This window comes from Telluria sp. B2 (genome assembly GCF_051789535.1).
Lineage (GTDB): Bacteria > Pseudomonadota > Gammaproteobacteria > Burkholderiales > Burkholderiaceae_D > Telluria.
This window is the reverse complement of the sequence record NZ_CP196525.1, coordinates 4034909-4052568: the sequence shown is the minus strand read 5'-3', so window position 1 is coordinate 4052568 and position 17660 is coordinate 4034909. Positions and strand designations below refer to the sequence as shown.

The 17660-nt window shown below is 68.0% G+C and carries 14 protein-coding genes; 8 read left to right on the top strand and 6 right to left on the bottom strand.

Annotated elements, in window-relative coordinates; genetic code table 11:
- Nucleotides 1–7 precede the first annotated feature (7 nt).
- Genes ACSUZJ_RS18025 through ACSUZJ_RS18010 form a run of 4 tightly spaced genes read left to right on the top strand, consistent with a single transcriptional unit; the run spans nt 8 to nt 5601 of the window.
- A complete protein-coding gene (locus tag ACSUZJ_RS18025; RefSeq protein WP_499410425.1) occupies nt 8–1693 on the top strand; it encodes a type I secretion system permease/ATPase in 1686 nt (561 codons plus the stop codon).
- Between the two features lie 12 nt (nt 1694–1705).
- Nucleotides 1706–3052, top strand: coding sequence for an HlyD family type I secretion periplasmic adaptor subunit (locus ACSUZJ_RS18020; RefSeq protein ID WP_499410423.1), 1347 nt, complete (start codon nt 1706–1708; stop codon nt 3050–3052).
- A 57-nt stretch (nt 3053–3109) separates the two neighbouring features.
- Nucleotides 3110–4966: a multicopper oxidase family protein gene (locus ACSUZJ_RS18015; protein ID WP_499410421.1), complete on the top strand. Its 1857-nt coding sequence runs from the start codon at nt 3110–3112 to the stop codon at nt 4964–4966.
- Nucleotides 4967–5007: 41 nt separating this feature from the next.
- Nucleotides 5008–5601, top strand: coding sequence for an SCO family protein (locus ACSUZJ_RS18010; protein WP_499410419.1), 594 nt, complete (start codon nt 5008–5010; stop codon nt 5599–5601).
- Between the two features lie 68 nt (nt 5602–5669).
- Here the strand turns inward: ACSUZJ_RS18010 and ACSUZJ_RS18005 are convergent, their stop codons facing one another.
- From ACSUZJ_RS18005 to ACSUZJ_RS17985, 5 genes are all read right to left on the bottom strand, one after another.
- Nucleotides 5670–6902: an argininosuccinate synthase gene (locus tag ACSUZJ_RS18005; RefSeq protein ID WP_499410417.1), complete on the bottom strand. Its 1233-nt coding sequence runs from the start codon at nt 6900–6902 to the stop codon at nt 5670–5672.
- A gap of 231 nt (nt 6903–7133) precedes the next feature.
- The gene (argF, locus tag ACSUZJ_RS18000) at nt 7134–8060 is read right to left on the bottom strand and encodes an ornithine carbamoyltransferase (protein WP_499410415.1); all 927 of its coding nucleotides are present in this window, start codon (nt 8058–8060) and stop codon (nt 7134–7136) included.
- A 120-nt stretch (nt 8061–8180) separates the two neighbouring features.
- On the bottom strand, nt 8181–9068 hold the full coding sequence (gene rsgA / locus ACSUZJ_RS17995; protein ID WP_499410413.1) for a ribosome small subunit-dependent GTPase A: 888 nt from the start codon (nt 9066–9068) through the stop codon (nt 8181–8183).
- A complete protein-coding gene (locus ACSUZJ_RS17990) occupies nt 9065–9406 on the bottom strand; it encodes a 4a-hydroxytetrahydrobiopterin dehydratase (RefSeq protein ID WP_499410411.1) in 342 nt (113 codons plus the stop codon). Before ACSUZJ_RS17990 ends, rsgA begins: the two co-directional genes overlap by 4 nt.
- A complete protein-coding gene (locus ACSUZJ_RS17985; RefSeq protein ID WP_499410409.1) occupies nt 9403–10677 on the bottom strand; it encodes a M48 family metallopeptidase in 1275 nt (424 codons plus the stop codon). Before ACSUZJ_RS17985 ends, ACSUZJ_RS17990 begins: the two co-directional genes overlap by 4 nt.
- Before the next feature lie 47 nt (nt 10678–10724).
- On the opposite strand from ACSUZJ_RS17985, the gene orn reads away from it, so the two are divergent.
- Together orn and ACSUZJ_RS17975 are read left to right on the top strand one after the other, a co-directional pair.
- A complete protein-coding gene (gene orn / locus ACSUZJ_RS17980) occupies nt 10725–11333 on the top strand; it encodes an oligoribonuclease (protein WP_499410407.1) in 609 nt (202 codons plus the stop codon).
- A gap of 64 nt (nt 11334–11397) precedes the next feature.
- On the top strand, nt 11398–13863 hold the full coding sequence (locus ACSUZJ_RS17975) for a hybrid sensor histidine kinase/response regulator (protein ID WP_499410405.1): 2466 nt from the start codon (nt 11398–11400) through the stop codon (nt 13861–13863).
- A 212-nt stretch (nt 13864–14075) separates the two neighbouring features.
- On the opposite strand, the gene ACSUZJ_RS17970 is transcribed toward ACSUZJ_RS17975, so the two are convergent.
- Entirely contained in the window at nt 14076–15041 is a 966-nt protein-coding gene (locus tag ACSUZJ_RS17970; protein WP_499410403.1) for an MBL fold metallo-hydrolase, read from the bottom strand.
- A gap of 161 nt (nt 15042–15202) precedes the next feature.
- Here ACSUZJ_RS17970 and ACSUZJ_RS17965 point away from each other — a divergent pair, with 161 nt between their 5' ends.
- Both ACSUZJ_RS17965 and ACSUZJ_RS17960 read left to right on the top strand, forming a co-directional pair.
- Nucleotides 15203–16330 carry an HPP family protein gene (locus tag ACSUZJ_RS17965; RefSeq protein ID WP_499410401.1) on the top strand — a complete coding sequence of 376 codons (1128 nt, stop codon included), beginning with the start codon at nt 15203–15205 and terminating at the stop codon, nt 16328–16330.
- Between the two features lie 92 nt (nt 16331–16422).
- Nucleotides 16423–17568, top strand: coding sequence for a sensor histidine kinase (locus ACSUZJ_RS17960; protein WP_499410399.1), 1146 nt, complete (start codon nt 16423–16425; stop codon nt 17566–17568).
- Nucleotides 17569–17660 lie beyond the last annotated feature (92 nt).

Here is a 17660-nt window from a genome sequence, read left to right as displayed (position 1 = left end):
GACCAGCATGAAAATCTTATGGCGAGAGCTGCGGCCCCTGCTCGGGTATATGGGCCTGTTTTCCTTTTGCGTGAACCTGCTGTACCTGGCGCCCGCGCTGTTCATGCTCCAGGTGTTCGACCGGGTGCTGACGACCAACAGCCACGAGACCCTGGCGGTCCTGCTGGCCGGCACGGCGCTGGCGATGGTCCTGACCCTGCTGCTCGACTACGTGCGCCAGAGCATGCAGGGCGTACTGGCGACGGTTGCCGACGAGCGGCTGGCGCGCCCGGTACTCGAGTCCGTGGTCGAGCGCGCGGCGCGCAGCCCCCATGCCGGCGCCGGCGAAGGCGTGCGCGACCTGGCCACGCTGCGCAACGTACTGTCGTCGAACGCCTTGTCGGCGCTGTTCGACGCGCCCTGGGCGCCGCTGTTCCTGGCCCTGATCTGGCTGTTCCACCCGCTGCTCGGCCTGGGAGCGCTGGCGTCGATGAGCCTGATGCTGGCGCTGGCCTGGCTGAACCACCGCTTCAGCCGCGCGGCGATCGAAGGCCTGCAGCGCGACGGTCGGCGCGGCGCGCGCTACGTCGAGAGCTCGCTGCACAACGCCGAGGTGCTGCAGGCGATGGGCATGACGGGACGGCTGCTGGCGCGCTGGCGCGCATTGCAGGACGAGGTCGCCTCGGTGCAGGCCAGCGCCGGGCGCGCGGGCGTCGTGTTCACCGCGCTGACCCGCTTCGTGCGCCAGGCGATCCAGATCCTCCTGCTGGCGCTGGGCTCCTGGCTGGTGATCAGCCAGGAGGCCTCGGCCGGCATCATGATCGCGACGACCGTGCTGCTGGGGCGGGCGATCCAGCCGGTCGAGCAACTGGTCGGCAGCTGGCGCGCCCTGGCCGACGGCCGCGCCGCCTACCTGCGCCTGGAGGAGCTCGCGCGCAGCTTCGGCCCGGCCGGCGACGGCGTCGAGCTGCCGTGCCCGGCCGGACGGCTGCAGGTCGAGAGCCTGTCCTACCGCGTTCCCGCTTCCGGCAAGCCGGTGCTCTACAACCTGGCGCTGAGCCTGGAGCCGGGCGAATCGCTGGCGATCATCGGCGCCAGCGCCGCCGGCAAGTCGACGCTGGCGCGCCTGCTGATCGGCCTGTGGGCGCCCGCCACCGGCACCGTGCGCCTCGACGGCGCCGACGTCGCCTGCTGGAACCGCGCCCAGCTCGGCCAGTGGATAGGCTACGTGCCCCAGGACGTCGAGCTGTTCGACGGCACCGTGGCGGACAACATCGCGCGCCTGGAAGCCATCGACTCCGAGCGCGTGATCGCGGCGGCCAGGCGCGCCAGCGCGCACGAGATGATCGTCGAATTCGCCAATGGCTATGACACCGTGGTGGGCGAGGGCGGCATGCGCCTGTCGCCGGGCCAGCGCCAGCGCATTGCCCTGGCGCGCGCCCTGTACGGCAATCCGCGCCTGGTGGTGCTCGACGAGCCGAACGCGAACCTCGACGGCGCCGGCGAGCTGGCCCTGGCCCATGCCGTGAGCGGCCTGCGCGCGGACGGCGTCACCACCGTCATCATCACCCACCGCCCCTCGCTGATCGCCCACGTCACCAAGATCCTGGTGCTGGAAGGCGGGCGCGCCAGGCGCTACGGCGCCGCGGCCGAAGTGATGCGGGAGATGCAACGCCAGGCGCAGGTGGTGGCCGACACCGCCAGCGCCGCCTGAGAGGAGAATGCGATGAGCAATGCAATGGCAATGAAGGCGGCAAACGATGCCGCCGGCGTGCGCGGCGACAGCCGCGAACAGGGACGGCGCCTGGGCCGTCTCGGGATGCGCATCGTCGGCCTCGCGCTGGCGCCGCTGGCGGTCTGGTTCTGCCTCGCGCCGCTGTCGATGGCGGTGGTGGCGCCGGCCTACGTCAAGGTCGACCTGAACCGGCGTCCGGTGCAGCATCTCGAGGGCGGCATCGTCAGCCGCGTGCTGGTGCGCGACGGCCAGTTCGTGCGCGCCGGCGACCCGGTGCTGGTGCTGGGCGACGTCGGGGTCGACGCCGACCGCAACCGGCTGGCCTACCGCGCGGTGGCCGAGCGGGCGGTGCTGGCGCGCCTCGAGAGCGAACAGCTGCGCCGCGCGGTGCTGGCGTTTCCGGCGGACCTGCGCGAGGCCGGCGCGGGCGACCCGCGCGTGGCCGAGGCGCTGGCCAAGGAAGCGAGCCTGTTCCAGAGCCGCCGCCAGTCGCTCGACAGCGAGGTGGCGCTGATGCGCGCCCAGCGCGCGCAGGTCGGCACCGAGGCCGAGGCGCTGCGCGCCCAGATCGCCAACATCGGCCGTTCGCTGGAATTGCAGCGCAAGGACCTGGAGCTGAACCGCAGCCTGCACCGCGACAACTTCATCTCGGCGGCCAAGCTGTCGCAGATCGAGGCCGGCGTGGCCGACTACGCCTCGAAGGTCGACGAGCGGCGCTCCGAGCTGGCGCGCGCCGGCGGACGCATCGCCGACATCGACCTGCGCATCAAGTCGCTCGAGAACGCCTACGTGCAGGGCGCCAGCGACGAGCTGAAGGCGGCGGTGGCGCGCATGGCCGACATCGACCAGGAACTGCGCAAGACGAACGACGCGGCCACGCGCCAGATCGTCGCGGCGCCGGCCACGGGCGAGGTCATCGATCTCAAGTTCAGTTCGCCCGGCGCGGTGGTGCGTCCTGGCGATTCGATCGCCGAGATCGTTCCTTCGGATGCGCGGCTGATGCTCGAAGCGCACATCCGTCCCGAGGAGATCAACCACGTGTACCTGAAGCAGAGAGCGCGCATCAAGTTCACCGGTTTCAAGTACCGCGGTGCGCCGATGGTCGAGGGCAGGGTGTCCTACATCTCGGGCGACCGGCTGATCGACAAGGCCACCGGGCAATCGTATTTCAGCGTGCTGGTGGCGGCCGACGACAGCTCGCCGCGCGCCACCGGCGGGATCCGGCTGCAGGCCGGCATGTCGGCCGAAGTCTACATCGAGGGCTCGACCCAGACGCCGCTGCAGTATCTCGTGGAGCCGGTAATGTCGACCATCCGCAAGGCCGGGCGCCAGCTGTGAAGCGCCGGCGCGCCGGCGCATGAACGAAGCGTTTTTCGACCAGACCAGGAGCATCCGATGAACCATACCCGTAACGAGCAAGACGAAAACGATGGGCCCGCGCGGCCGGCGCGGCGCCAGCTGGGCGCCGCACTGGCCGGTGGCGCCTGCCTCGCGGCGCTGGCCGCCCAGGCCGAACGCGCGCTTGGCGCGCTGCTGGCCCCCGCGCCCGCGCAGGGCGGCCCCGGGCCCGCACCGGCACCGGCCGGCGCACTGCCAAGCGCCGCCGGCACGGCCGTCCGGGCGCCGCTGGCGGCCGGCCCGGACGTGCGCACCGACTTCATGAAGAGCGTCGTGGTGAAAGCCCCGGCCACGCCGCCCTGGATGATGCCGCTGCCGGTCCCGGGAATCAAGCGGCCGGAAAGCGGCCTCAGTCCGGAACCGGGCCGCGAGGCCGGCGAGGAAGAGGCCGGGCGCCTGCCGCACCAGGCCTGGGACCGCTACCCGCCGCGCAAGTTCTACCGGGTGCGCGTGCGCGAGAGCGAGCACGAGTTCCATCCGCACCTGCCGCGGCAGAAGATCTGGGGCTATGACGGCATGCTGCCGGGGCCGACCTTCGTCGCCTGGTACGGCGAGCCCATCCTGGTGCGCTTCGAAAACGACCTGCCGGACGACCACCGCGGTTTCGGTTCGCCCGAGATCTCGACCCACCTGCACAACGGCCACACGCCCTCCGAGAGCGACGGCTTCCCGGGCGACTGGTACAGCCGCGACAGGCATGGCCCGACCCTGACGCGCGCCGGGCGCTACAAGGACCATCATTATCCGAACAAGCTCACCAACACCAACGATTTCCCGGACACCGACGGCGACCCCGAAGGCGCGCTCGGCACCCTGTGGTACCACGACCACCGGATGGAATTCACCGGACCGAACGTGTACCGGGGCCTGGCCGGCTTCTACCTGGTGTTCGACGGCCTCGATACCGGCAACGAAAAGGATACGCGTCCGGACGCGCTGCGCCTGCCGAGCGGGATCGGCGAGTACGACATCCCGCTGCTGTTCCAGGACAAGTCCTTCGATTCGGGCGGCTACCTGTACTTCAACCAGTTCGATCCCGAGGGCATCGTCGGCGAGAAGTTCCTCGTCAACGGCAAGATCCAGCCCTATTTCCAGGTCGCGCGGCGCAAGTACCGCTTTCGCGCGCTCAACGGTTCCTCGCTGCGCTTCTACCAGTTCTACCTGAACTGCGACGGAGTCGACTACCCCTTCCAGCACATCGCCAACGACGGCAACCTGCTGCCGGCGCCGGTGACGACCGACCGGCTGCGCCTGGCGCCGGCCGAGCGCGGCGACATCGTCATCGATTTCTCCGCCTTCCCGCTTGGCAGCAAGGTGTATGTCGTCAACCGCCTCGAGCACCTCGACGGCCGCGGCCCGACCGGGCGCCTGCTCACGCCCGGCACCCAGATCCTGCGCTTCGACGTCGAGCGCGAGCCGGACGAGCCGGACCCCAGCCGGGTGCCGCCGGTGCTGCGTCCCCTGCGTGCCCCGGTCGTGCCGCCCAACACGCGCGTGCGCAGGTTCGAGTTCGACCGCGAGAACGACCTGTGGACGGTGAACAGCCGCCTGTTCGACGTCAACAAGCCCGTCGCGCTCATCAAGCGCGGCGTCGAGGAGATCTGGGAACTGAAGGGCAAGGGCAGCTGGAGCCATCCTATCCATATCCACCTGGAAGAGGCGCGCATCCTGAGCCGCAACGGCCTGCCGCCGCTGCACGAGCGCGGACGCAAGGACGTGTTCGAGCTGCGCCCCGGGGAAGTGGTGCGGATCCTGATCTGCTTCGAGGACTTCGTCGGCAAGTACCTGATGCATTGCCATAACACGATCCACGAGGACCACCACATGATGGTGCGCTTCGACGTCGTCCCCTGAGGGCGGCGGTCCGACTGCAAACACGATAAAGGGAGATCGGGATGAACTCGCGAAGAACATTGTTGGGAGCCGCGGTCGCCGCACCGCTGCTCTATCCCCTGGCCCGGCGCGTCATCGTGCCGGACGGCGCGGCGCCGTTCGGGGATGACGGAGGGGCGCTGCCGAACGTGCCGCTGGAGACCCACGACGGGCTCGCGGTGCGTTTCTACGATGACCTGGTGCGCAACCGCCTGGTGGTCGTAAACATGATGTATGCAAACTGCACGAACATCTGTCCGCCGAATACGGCCAGCCTGCTGCAGGTGCAGCAGGCGCTCGGCGAGCGCGTCGGGCGCGACGTCTTCATGTACTCGCTGACACTGCAGCCAGCGATCGACAGGCCGGAAGACCTGCGGCGCTACATGCGCAAGTACGGCGTGGGGCAGGGGTGGACCTTCCTCACCGGGCGTCCGGCGGCAGTGGACCTGCTGCGGCGGCGGCTCGGCTTCTACAACTTCGACGCCGTGGCCGACGCCGACCTGAAGCAGCATACCGGGATGGTGCGCATCGGCCACGACGGGCGCGACCGCTGGTCGATGGTGCCGGCGATGGCGACCACGCGCCAGATCGTCGACTCGATCGCGGCCTACCTGTAGCGGCCGGCGCCTGGCGCTCCAAAGAAAAAGCCGCCCGCAGGCGGCTTCCTTACGCGTCAGCGACCGGCTTACTGCCCGCGCTTGGCGCGCGCCTTGGCGGCGATGCGCATGCGCAGGGCGTTGAGCTTGATGAAGCCGCCGGCGTCGGCCTGGTTGTAGGCGCCGCCGTCTTCATCGAAAGTGGCGATGTTCATGTCGAACAGCGAATCGGTCTTCGAGTCGCGCGACACCACGATCACGTTGCCCTTGTAGAGCTTGATGCGCACCCAGCCGTTGACGGTCTGCTGGGTGTGGTCGATCAGGGTCTGCAGCGCGACGCGCTCCGGCGCCCACCAGTAGCCGTTATAGATCAGCGAGGCGTAGCGCGGCATCAGGTCGTCCTTCAGGTGCGCCACTTCGCGGTCCAGGGTGATCGACTCGATCGCACGGTGGGCGCGCAGCATGATGGTGCCGCCCGGGGTTTCGTAGCAGCCGCGCGACTTCATGCCGACGTAGCGGTTTTCCACCAGGTCGAGGCGGCCGATGCCGTGCTTGCCGCCCAGGCGGTTCAGTTCTGTCAGCACTGCGGCCGGGGTCATGCGCGTGCCGTTCAGGCCGACGATGTCGCCCTTCTCGAATTCGATGTCGAGGTACTCGGCTTCGTTCGGCGCGGCTTCCGGCGACACCGTCCAGCGCCACATCGATTCCTCGGCTTCCGCGCTCGGGTTTTCCAGGTGGCGGCCTTCGAAGGAGATGTGCAGCAGGTTGGCGTCCATCGAGTAGGGCGCGCCGCCGTTCTTGTGCTTCATGTCGATCTCGATGCCGGCGTCTTCCGCGTACTTCAGCAGCTTTTCGCGCGACAGCAGGTCCCATTCACGCCACGGAGCGATGATCTTGACGTCCGGCTTGAGCGCATAGGCGCCCAGTTCGAAACGCACCTGGTCGTTGCCCTTGCCGGTCGCGCCGTGCGAGATGGCGTCGGCACCGGTTTCGTTGGCGATCTCGATCAGGCGTTTCGCGATCAGCGGACGCGCGATCGAGGTGCCCAGCAGGTATTCGCCTTCATAGACGGTGTTGGCTCGGAACATCGGGTAGACGAAGTCGCGCACGAATTCTTCGCGCACGTCGTCGATGTAGATGTTCTCGGGCTTGATGCCGAACTTGATCGCCTTGGCGCGCGCCGGTTCGAGCTCTTCGCCCTGGCCGAGGTCGGCGGTGAAGGTGACGATCTCGCAGCCGTAGTGGTCTTGCAGCCACTTCAGGATGACGGAGGTATCGAGGCCGCCGGAGTAGGCGAGGACTACTTTTTTAATGTCGCTCATGGATGTTCCAGTGATGGTGTGACGTGAGGAGGGACTAAATGGTCAGCCGGTCCGGGGGAGCGCTTCCCTGTGCGAGCGGGGCGTTGGACCAACGATCAGACATAAGGTTGTGGATGGGTTGGTAAAAAGGTTGGTGACACGGGGTGTGCGAAGCAACAGATGTACGAAACAACGCTGCCCGTCTTGTGCAGCGCGCACTTCCGCACTGCACAAAACGGCATTCTACCGCTTTTACTTGTCTTCGATGCGGCCCAGCAGCAGGTACTCGATCAGCGCCTTCTGCACGTGCAGGCGGTTCTCGGCCTCGTCCCACACCACCGACTGTGGACCGTCGATGACTTCGGCGGCCACTTCCTCGCCGCGGTGGGCGGGCAGGCAGTGCATGAACAGGGCGTCGGGCGTGGCGCGCGCCATCTTGGCGGCGTCGACGATGAAGCCGTCGAAGGCCTTCAGGCGCTCGGCGTTTTCCTTTTCAAAACCCATGCTGGTCCAGACGTCGGTGCTGACCAGGTGCGCGCCTTCGCAGGCATCCGATGGATTGTCGAACAGGGTGTAGCGTTTCGTCGAGACCAGGTTCGGGTCCAGCTCGTAGCCCTTCGGCGTGGCGATGTTCAGGTGGAAGCCGAACACCTCGGCCGCCTGCAGCCAGGAGTAGAGCATGTTGTTGGCGTCGCCGATCCAGGCCACGGTCTTGCCGGCGATCGGGCCGCGGTGCTCGTAGAAGGTGAAGACATCGGCCAGCACCTGGCAGGGATGGTGTTCGTTGGTCAGGCCGTTGATCACCGGGACGCGCGAGTGGGCGGCGAAGCGCTCGATGATGTCCTGGCCGAAGGTGCGCACCATGATGATGTCGCACATGCGGCTCATCACCTGGCCCGCGTCCTCGACCGGCTCGCCGCGCCCGAGCTGGCTGTCGCGCGTGTTCAGGTAGATCGCGGCGCCGCCCAGCTGGTGCATGCCGGCTTCGAAGCTCAGGCGGGTGCGGGTCGAGCTCTTTTCGAACACCATCACCAGCGTGCGGTCGACCAGCGGGTGGTAGACCTCGTAGGCCTTGAACTTGCGCTTGATGACCTTCGCGCGCTCGATCACGTATTCGAATTCGTCGAGCGAGAAGTCGGAGAACTGCAGGAAGTGCTTGATAGGTTGTGAAACTGGCATATCGTGTCCGCTTGTCTGGTATCCCTTCGATTATAAGGGCTTTTTCTTGACGTTAGGGAAAGCAGGCGAAGCGCGCATTATTTGCTGCGTCAATATGCCTGCTCAGCAGTATTTCGCGTATCAATACAGCGTCTGGGCCGACTCGTGCAGCAGCTGCGCATACAGCTCGTGGCGCATCTTCGCGATCTTCCCGTCCCTGACCGCGTCGAGCACTGCGCACTGCGGCTCGGCCAGGTGGCGGCAGTTGTAGTACTTGCAGCCGCCCAGGTAGGGCTTGAACTCGACGAAAGCCCGCTCCAGCATCCCTTCGCTCAGGTGGTACAGGCCGAATTCCTGGAAGCCCGGTGAATCGATGATGGCGGCGCCGTCCGGCAGCCAGTACAGACGGGTGAAGGTGGTCGTGTGCTTGCCGGTGTCGAGCGCGGCCGAGATCTCGCGCACGGCGATGTCGGCGTCCGGCACCAGCAGGTTGATGAGCGAGGACTTGCCCATGCCCGACTGGCCGATGAAGATCGAGTGTTGGCCGGCCAGCAGCGGCCGCAGCGTGGCGAGGGCGTGTTCCGGATCGGCCTTGGCCGAGACCTCGTGCACCGGATAGCCGAGCGAACCGTAGACGGCGGCGCGTTCGCGCGCGCGCGGCAGCAGGCCCGTCACGTCGGTCTTGTTCAGGATCAGGTGGGCCTCGATGCCGGCCGCCTCGGCAGCGACGAGCGCGCGCGAGACCAGGTCGTCGGCGAAGCCCGGCTCGGTGGCGACCACGATGAACAGGCGCGAGATGTTCGCCGCCAGCAGCTTCGATTTGTATTGGTCCGAGCGGTAGAGCAGGGTGGTGCGTTCGGCGATCTCCTCGATCACCGCCTGGTCGTTCGAGGTCTGTTTCAGGTGCACCACGTCGCCCACCGCCACATTGGTCTTCTTGCCGCGCGTGACGCACTGGTATTTGACGCCCTCGACGTCGGCCAGGTAGTGGCGGCCGTGGGCCGCGATGATGGTACCTTGCATGCTCATGCGCGGCTTTCCTCGTAGATTGCGTCGGCTTTCGCAGCGCAGATGATGTCGTTGTTCGATATGCGGTTGCCGGCCGAGTGGGTGGTCCAGGCGACCAGGCAGTGGCGGTAGCGCATGCGCAGCTCGGGGTGGTGGTCTTCTTTGTGGATCATGGCCGCCAGGGCGTTCACGAAGGCGATGGTCTCGTGGTAATCCTTGAAGGCATACTCGCGCTCGATCCGGTTGCCGCTGGGATTGTCGATGCGCCGCCACGCAGGCAGGCCGGCCAGCGCCGCCGCCAGTGCGGCATCATCCAGCGCCGGCGCGCCATGCACGCAATGCTGGTCCACCGGCTTCATGCGGGCACCTGCGAATTCGCCGCATTCAGGTGGGCGATGCGGACCGAGGCCGGCGGATGCGAATCGTAGAAGGCCGAGTGCAGCGGATCCGGTGTCAGGGTCGAGGCGTTATCCTCGTACATCTTGACCAGGGCCGAGACCAGGTCGTTCGCATTGCTGTGCTTGGCGGCGAAGGCGTCGGCCTCGAACTCGTGCTTGCGCGAGGTGATCGCGTTCAGGGGGCCGAGGACAAAAGTAAAGATCGGCAGCACCAGCGCGAACAGCAGCAGGGCCATGGCGTCGTTCGGGCCGTCGAGCAACGGGCTCACGCCCAGGCCGGTGTAGAACCAGCTCTGCTCCTTCAGGTAGCCGAGCAGGGCCAGGAAAGCGAGCGACAGCGCGAACATCACCACCATGCGCTTGACGATGTGGCGCAGCTTGAAGTGGCCCAGTTCGTGGGCCAGCACGGCCTCGATCTCCTGCGGCGCCAGGCGCTCGATCAGGGTATCGAAGAAAACGATGCGCTTGGCCGCGCCGAAGCCGGAAAAATAGGCGTTGCCGTGGGCGCTGCGGCGGCTGCCGTCCATCACGAACAGGCCTTTCGAGGCGAAGCCGACGCGCGCCATCAGGCCCTCGATGCGGCTTTTCAGGCCCTCGTCGGCGAGCGGCGTGAACTTGTTGAACAGCGGCGCGATCACGGTCGGGTAGAGCACCATCATCAGGATCTGGAAACCGCTCCACACGCACCAGGTCCACAGCCACCAGAGCGAGCCGGTGGTTTCCATCAGTTTCAGGACGACCCACAGCAGCGGCAGGCCGATGACGGCGCCGAGCAGGGCGCCCTTGAGCATGTCGGCCAGCCACAGGCCGCGCGACATCTTGTTGAAGCCGAAGCGTTCCTCGAGCACGAACTGGCGGTAGTAATCGAAAGGAAGATCGAGCACACCGGAGACGACGGCGAACGCGACCACCAGCAGGATCTGATGTAGCATGCCCGGACCGGCGAGCGGCAGCAGGGCGCTGGAGATGGCCTGCAGGCCGCCCAGCAGCGTGAAGCCGATCAGGGTCAGGCCGCCCCAGAGCAGGGCCGCGATGCCGAAGCGGGTCTTGGCGACGGTGTAGTCGGCCGCCTTCTGGTGCGTCTCGAGCGCGATCTTGTGCGCGAATTCGCCTGGCACGGCATGGCGCTTGCCCAGTACGTGGCGGATCTGGCGATTCGCCAGCCAGAAGCGCAGGCCGAGCGTCAGCACGAAGAAAACGACGAACAAGACTGAAAACGCGAGTGAAGACATTCTGTGCCTGTGAGAAAATGCGGGATTGTTTAGGCAAAGAGAGAATTATGTCACAAGCTACTGAATCCGCAGTAACGGCGAACCCCGCGGCAACCCCTGCGGCCGTTGCCCAGCGTCCGAATGAATTCAACCTGGTCTGGGTTGACATGGAAATGACCGGACTCGACCCGGACAACGACCGCATCATCGAGGTCGCCGTCGTCGTCACCGATGCCGAACTGAACGTGATCGCCGAAGGTCCCGTGTTCGCCATCCACCAGTCCGACGCCACCCTGGACAAGATGGACAACTGGAACAAGGGCACCCACGGCCGTTCGGGCCTGATCGACCGCGTGCGCGCCTCCACCGTCAGCGAAGAGCAGGCCGAAGCCGAGCTGATCGCCTTCCTGAAGAAATACGTTCCGGCCAACAAGTCGCCAATGTGCGGCAACTCGATCTGCCAGGACCGCCGCTTCATGGCGCGCGGCATGCCGAAACTGGAAGCTTTCTTCCACTACCGTAACCTCGACGTGTCCACGCTCAAGGAGCTGTGCCGCCGCTGGAAGCCCGAGCTGGCATCCGGCTTCAAGAAGCACCAGAAGCACACCGCGCTGGCCGATATCGTCGAGTCGATCGAAGAGCTCAAGTACTACCGCGAGCATTTCATCAAGCTGTAATTCGGGGAATTACCTCTCCCGCATCCGTGCTCCGTGTATCTTGCTCTTGTGCGAAAATGGCAAGATGCACGGATTCCTGCGCGGCGGCCTTGACGCGGCCCCCGCCGGCCTGCGTTCGCTGATCGGCGCGCGCGACTGGCGTGACTCTCCCCTTGGACACCCGGACGACTGGCCGCCCCAACTGGCGACCGCGGTCGCGATGGCGCTCGACTCGGCGCTGCCGATGTTCGTCTGCTGGGGACCGGACCTGCGCATGCTCTACAACGACGCCTATGTGCCCATCCTCGGCGAGCGCCACCCCCAGGCGCTGGGCGAACCCTTGCAACGCGTCTGGATGGACGCCTGGTCGCAGGTGGTGCCCTTCATCGACCGCGCGCTGTCGGGCAAGCCGGTGCACTTCGAGGACCTGCCGGTCGGCGTCGTGCGCGGCGGAGTGCCCGAGCAGGCCTATTTCACCTTTTCGTATGCGCCCCTGCACGACGGCGCCGGCCGCGTGGCCGGCATGTACTGCACGGCGCTGGAGACCACCGAACGCCTGCGCGCCGAGCGCCGCGCCGCGCTCGAGCTGAAACTCTCCGACGCGCTGCGTCCGCTGCATTCGCCGGACCAGGTGCTCGACACGGCCAGCGCGGTGCTGGGCGAGGAGCTGCACCTGGCCCGGGTGCTGTACTGCGAGGTCGATGCCGCCGATGGCAGCTTCGCGGCCATGCGCCAGTGGCTGCGTCCGGGAACGGCCGCGCTGTCGCGCGAACGCTTCCGGATCGACGAGTTCGGGCCCGACATCGGCGCCGCCCTGCGCGCCGGCGAGACCGTCGTCATCGCGGACACCGCGCGCGACCCGCGCACCGTGGCCTGGCCGGCGCGCTACCGCGAGGAAGGCATCGGCGCGCTGGTGACGATGCCGCTGGTGCGCGCCGGGCGCCTTTTCGCCTTCCTCAGCATCAACCACGCCGGGCCGCACCGCTGGAGCCCCGACGACCTGCGCTTTACGCGCGATACCGCCGAGCGCACCTGGACCGCGCTCGACGGCGCGCGCGTCCAGGCCGAGCTGCGCGCCGAGCGCGATCGCAGCCGCTACATCTTCGACACCATCGCCGAGGGCTTCGCCCTGCTCGACGCCGACTGGCGCATCCTCGAGATGAACGCCGAGGGCCTGCGCATCTGCAAGCTGGCGGCCGGGCAGGTGGTCGGGCGCGACCATTGGGAACTGTTCCCGGAAGCGGAGGACAGCGAAGCCGGGCGCATGCTGCGCCGCGTGATGCGCGAACGCAGCGCCGGCCAGGCCGAATACCAGCTGCCGCGCATCGGCGGACGCGGCGGCTGGAACGAGGTCCGCGCCTTTCCGATGCAGGACGGCGGCATCGCCATCTTCTTCCGCGACATCACCGACCGCAAGCTGGTCGAGGAAAAGCTGAGGGAAGCCGACCGGCGCAAGGATGAATTCCTGGCCATGCTGGCCCACGAGCTGCGCAACCCGCTGGCGCCGATCAAGGCCGCCGCGACTTTGCTCGACATGGGCGCGCTCAACGAAACCCGGGTGCGCCAGAGCAGCGCCATCATCGGCCGCCAGGTACGCCACATGACCCGCCTGGTCGACGACCTGCTGGACGTGTCGCGCGTGACGCGCGGCCTGATCGTGCTCGACAAGACGGTGCTGGACGTGCGCGCCATCGTCGACGAGGCGGTCGAGCAGGTGCGCCCGCAGCTGCTGGCGCGGCGCCAGCGCCTGGGCCTGCACCTGCCGGGCTGCCCGGTCGCCGTCGAGGGCGACCGCGCGCGCCTGGTACAGGTGCTCTCCAACCTGCTCGGCAACGCCGTCAAGTACACGCCGGAAGAGGGCGCCATCGACGTGCACGTGCAGCAGGCCGACGGCTTCCTGCGCCTGGACGTGAGCGACGACGGCATCGGCATGGAGCCGGAGCTGACCGAGAGCGCCTTCGACCTGTTCGCCCAGGGCAAGCGCTCGAACGACCGCTCCCAGGGCGGGCTCGGCCTCGGGCTGGCGCTGGTGCGCAACCTGGTCGAGCTGCATGGCGGCGCGGTCGGCTGCGCCAGTCCCGGCCCGGGACGCGGCAGCACGTTCACGGTGCGCCTGCCCCTGGCCGCGCCGCAGCCGCAGACGGAAGAGAACGCCGGCATGGCGGCGCGCGGCGAGCGGCTGAAGCTGATGGTGGTGGACGACAACGTCGACGCCGCCGAGACCCTGGCCATGCTGCTGGAAGCGGCCGGGCACGAGGTGGCGGTGGAGCACGATTCGCGGCGCGCCATCGAGCGCGCGCGCCAGGCGCCGCCGGACGCCTGCCTGCTCGACATCGGCCTGCCCGAGATCGACGGCAACGAACTGGCGCGGCGCCTGCGCGCCCAGCCCGAGACCGCCGGCTGCGTGCTGATCGCGGTCTCGGGCTACGGCCAGGAAGAAGACCGGCGCCGCGCCATGGAGGCGGGGTTCAGCCACCACCTGGTCAAGCCGGTCGATTTCGAGGAACTGGCCGGGCTGCTGGCCGAAGTGCGGGGGACTGTGGTGTTGTAGGGTGGGCTCCCGAGCCCACTCGGTCTTTCGTGCGGGTCTGTACCCGGACGCTTCTCGAAACCCAGGTTCACGTCGTGCGGCAAGGCGTGGTAGCTCGACATGCATGCGCTGCACCGCGTGGACTCAGGAGTCCACCCTACAACTGCGGCCACTGCCAACATTGATCATCGTTTCGTGGGCACGCCGTGCCCACCGATCGCCAGCGTACCCGCTCAGCGCATCTGCGTGTAATTCACCGGCACGAAGCGGTAGCCCTTGCCCTCGGTGCGCAGGTGGCCGAGGCCCGGGAACTGCAGATGGGCGCCGCCGATCAGCGCGCCGTCCCTGGCGGCCAGGTCGAACAGCTTCCTGCGCGCCGCAGCCGCGGCCTTCTGGTCGCCGTCGAAGCCGATCGTGACCGAAGGATTCTCGAACTGCACCGCCGCGACGTGGATCAGGTCGCCGATCACCATCATTTTCCGGCCGCCGCTCTCGATGACGAACGTGGTGTGGCCCGGCGTGTGGCCGTGGCCGCCCAGCGCGCGGATGCCCGGCGAGACCTCGACGTCGCCCTCGAAGGTCTTGAAGCGGCCGGCCTTGACGTAAGGATCGAGCGCGGCCATCGCGTTCTTGAACGAACCCTTGGCGTCTTCCGGCGCCTTGTCCATGTTCGCCTGGCTCAGCCAGTGGTCGGCCTCGCGCTTCGCCGCGCGCACGAGCGCATTCGGGAACGCCGGCTTGGCCTGGACCAGCAGGCCGCCCAGGTGGTCGCTGTGCATGTGAGTCAGGTAGACCTCGTCGACCTGCTCGGGCGTGTAGCCGGCGGCCTTCATGTTCGCCAGCAGCTTGCCCAGGGTCGGCCCGAACAGCACGCCGGCGCCGGTGTCGATCAGGATCAGCTTCTTGCCGGTATTGACCAGGAAGGCGTTGTCCGAGGTCTCGAGCGGGCTTTTCAGGAAGGATTTGGCCAGGGCGGCATTGGTCTTGTCGGCCTTGTCGTTCAGCAGTTTGTCGACCGGCAGGTCGACGGTGCCGTCGGACAGCGGGGTGATCTCGAACTCGCCCAGCATCACGCGGTAGTAGCCGGGAGCAGGGGTCCCGGCCATCGGGGCGGCGGCGAAGGATGGGACGGCGATGCAGGCGGCGGCGCAGGCGGCGGCCAGCGTCCGCAGGACGGTCTTGTTGAATGGGCCGGTCATGGATTCTCCAGTGGTTGGGCGCGCGATTGCGCTTGTAATCACACTGCGCATCCTACCTCAAGCGCAGGCGGCGCGCGCGGTGGCCCGATCGCTGCAGCCGGGTCCGGGTTATGGTGTAATAGCGGTCTTTGCCTGAACCGCATCTTTCGCGTTCCTCTCTCATGCAAGGTCAACTCATCCAGTGGCTGCACGGCTTCCTGCCGCAGCCGCTAGCAGCCGGCCGCACCGAACGCGTGCGCGCCGCCATCGGGGCCTGCGTCGGCCTGTTCGTCACCGCCCTGCTCAGCCACCAGTTCGCTCCCGGCCTGTCCGCCTTCCTCATCGCGCCCATGGGTGCCTCGGCCGTGCTGCTGTTCTGCGTGCCGGCCAGCCCCCTGGCCCAGCCCTGGTCTGTCATCGGCGGCAATACCCTGTCGGCCCTGGTCGGCATCGCCTGCGCCCGGCTGGTGCCCGATCCGCTGCTGGCCGCGCCCCTGGCCGGCTGCCTGGCGATTGCCGCCATGTTCGCGCTGCGCTGCCTGCATCCGCCCGGCGGCGCCGTGGCCCTGACCACGGTGCTGGGCGGCGCCGCGGTGCACGAGGCCGGCATCCTGTTCGCATTCGAGCCGGTCGCGCTGAATTCGGCGCTGATCGTCGGCGCCGCCCTCATCTACAACAACCTGACCCGGCGCCGCTATCCGCACGCTCCGCATGCGGCCGACCGCAACGTGCATGCGACCGGCGACCCGGCGCCGGCAGCGCGCCTCGGGATCACCGAGCAAGACCTGGAGGCGGCCTTGGTGCGCTACGGCGAGGTGCTCGACGTCAGCCACGACGACCTGCTGGCCATCGTCGACGACGCCCGCCAGCTGGCGCTGCACCGCCACTTCCGCGCACGCACCTGCGCCGAACTGATGTCGAGCCACGTGGTGTCGGTCGGTCCGCGCGACACGCTGGCCCATGCGCGCGAGCTGCTGCTGCGCCACCGCCTGCAGTCGGTGCCGGTGCTCGACGAGCGCCGCTACGTGCTCGGCATTCTCAGCCAGGAAGACCTGCTGCGCCATGGCGGCTGGGGCGCCAGCCTGCGCCGCCTGGTGCCGGGCGCCGCGCCGCGCGTGGCCGACGCCATGCGCCAGCGCGTCGTGGCGCTGCCGGCCGACGCGCCGCTGGCGCAGCTGGTGCCCCTGCTGGGCGACGGCGGCTACCACCAGGTCGCCATCACCGGCAGGGATGGCGCGGTGGTCGGCATCGTCAGCCGTTCCGACCTGATGGCCGCGCTGTGCGAGCAGCAGCTTGCGACGACCGCCTGAGCCCGATTGAACGGTTGACTGGCGGGCGACACCGGCCGGTCAACCCGCGTAACATGCAGGGGGAATAGACCCGAGACACGAAGAGGCCCCGCGTGACCTATGCCAGTGACCAGAAACCCGACGCCGCCAACCTGTCGCACGCCTCGCGCCGCATGCTGGCGCTGCGCGAGCAGGTGTTCGCGGACTGGGAGCGCGCGGTGCGGGCCGACGTCGACCAGGCGGCCGGGCTGCGCCATCCGGTGCTGATCGATACGCTGCCTGTCTTCTATGACAACATCGCCGAGAGCCTCACGCCCGGCTACGGCCGCCAGGGCGGCGGCGACGGCAGCACGGTGGCGGCGGAACATGGCGGCGAGCGCGCCCGCGTCACGACCTACGACCACGTCGCCCTGATCGACGAATACCAGATCTTCCGCCGCTGCATTCTCGAAGCCCTGCACCGCGACGGCGTCTCGCTCAGCCATGCCGAGGTGCTCGTCATCGACGGATCGATCGACGCCGCCATCAAGGAAGCCGTGAACGCCTTCACCCTGGTGCACCGCGGCCTGCGCGAGCGCTTCACGGCGGCGCTGACCCACGACCTGCGCGGCCCGCTGCAGGCCACCTCGATGGCGCTCGAGCTGATCCTGATGACCGAGGATCCGGCGCGCATCCGCGCCATGGCGGCCAGGGCGCTGGCGAACGTGGAGCGGATGGGCGGCATGGTCGGCGAGCTGCTCGATTCGATGGCCTTCCACGGCGGCCAGAAGGTGCAGCTGGAACTGAGCCAGTTCGACGTCTGCGAACTGGCGCGCGAAGTGCAGCTCGAGGCGGTCGGCAGCCAGGGCATGCAGATCCGGATGGCGCCGCGTTCGGTGCGCGGCTGGTGGGACCGCAAGGCGCTGCGGCGCGCGCTCGAGAACATGGTCTCGAACGCCGGCAAGTACGGCGCCCCCGGCGCGCCGGTCGCGATCAGGATAGCCGAGGTGCACGAGCGCCTGCTGCTGACGGTGCACAACGACGGCGAGCCGATCCCCCAGGAAGAGCAGGAGAGCATTTTCCAGATGTACCGGCGCGCCGAGGCCGCGCGCCAGGGCGTGAAGGGCGGCTGGGGCATCGGCCTGCCGTATGTGCGCGCGGTGGCGGAAAGCCACGGCGGCAGCGTCGGGGTCGACAGTTCGCGCGAGCGCGGCACCACCTTCGTCATCGACATCCCGGTCGACTGCCGGCCTTTCTGCGACGCGCCGACGCTGGCTTGAGCGATCCGCACGTTTGATGCACAGCAGGCGGGCTGGCGGCGTCCCGGGCTTCCCGGATACGCTCATTTACAATCGATGGCCAACTCTGAGTG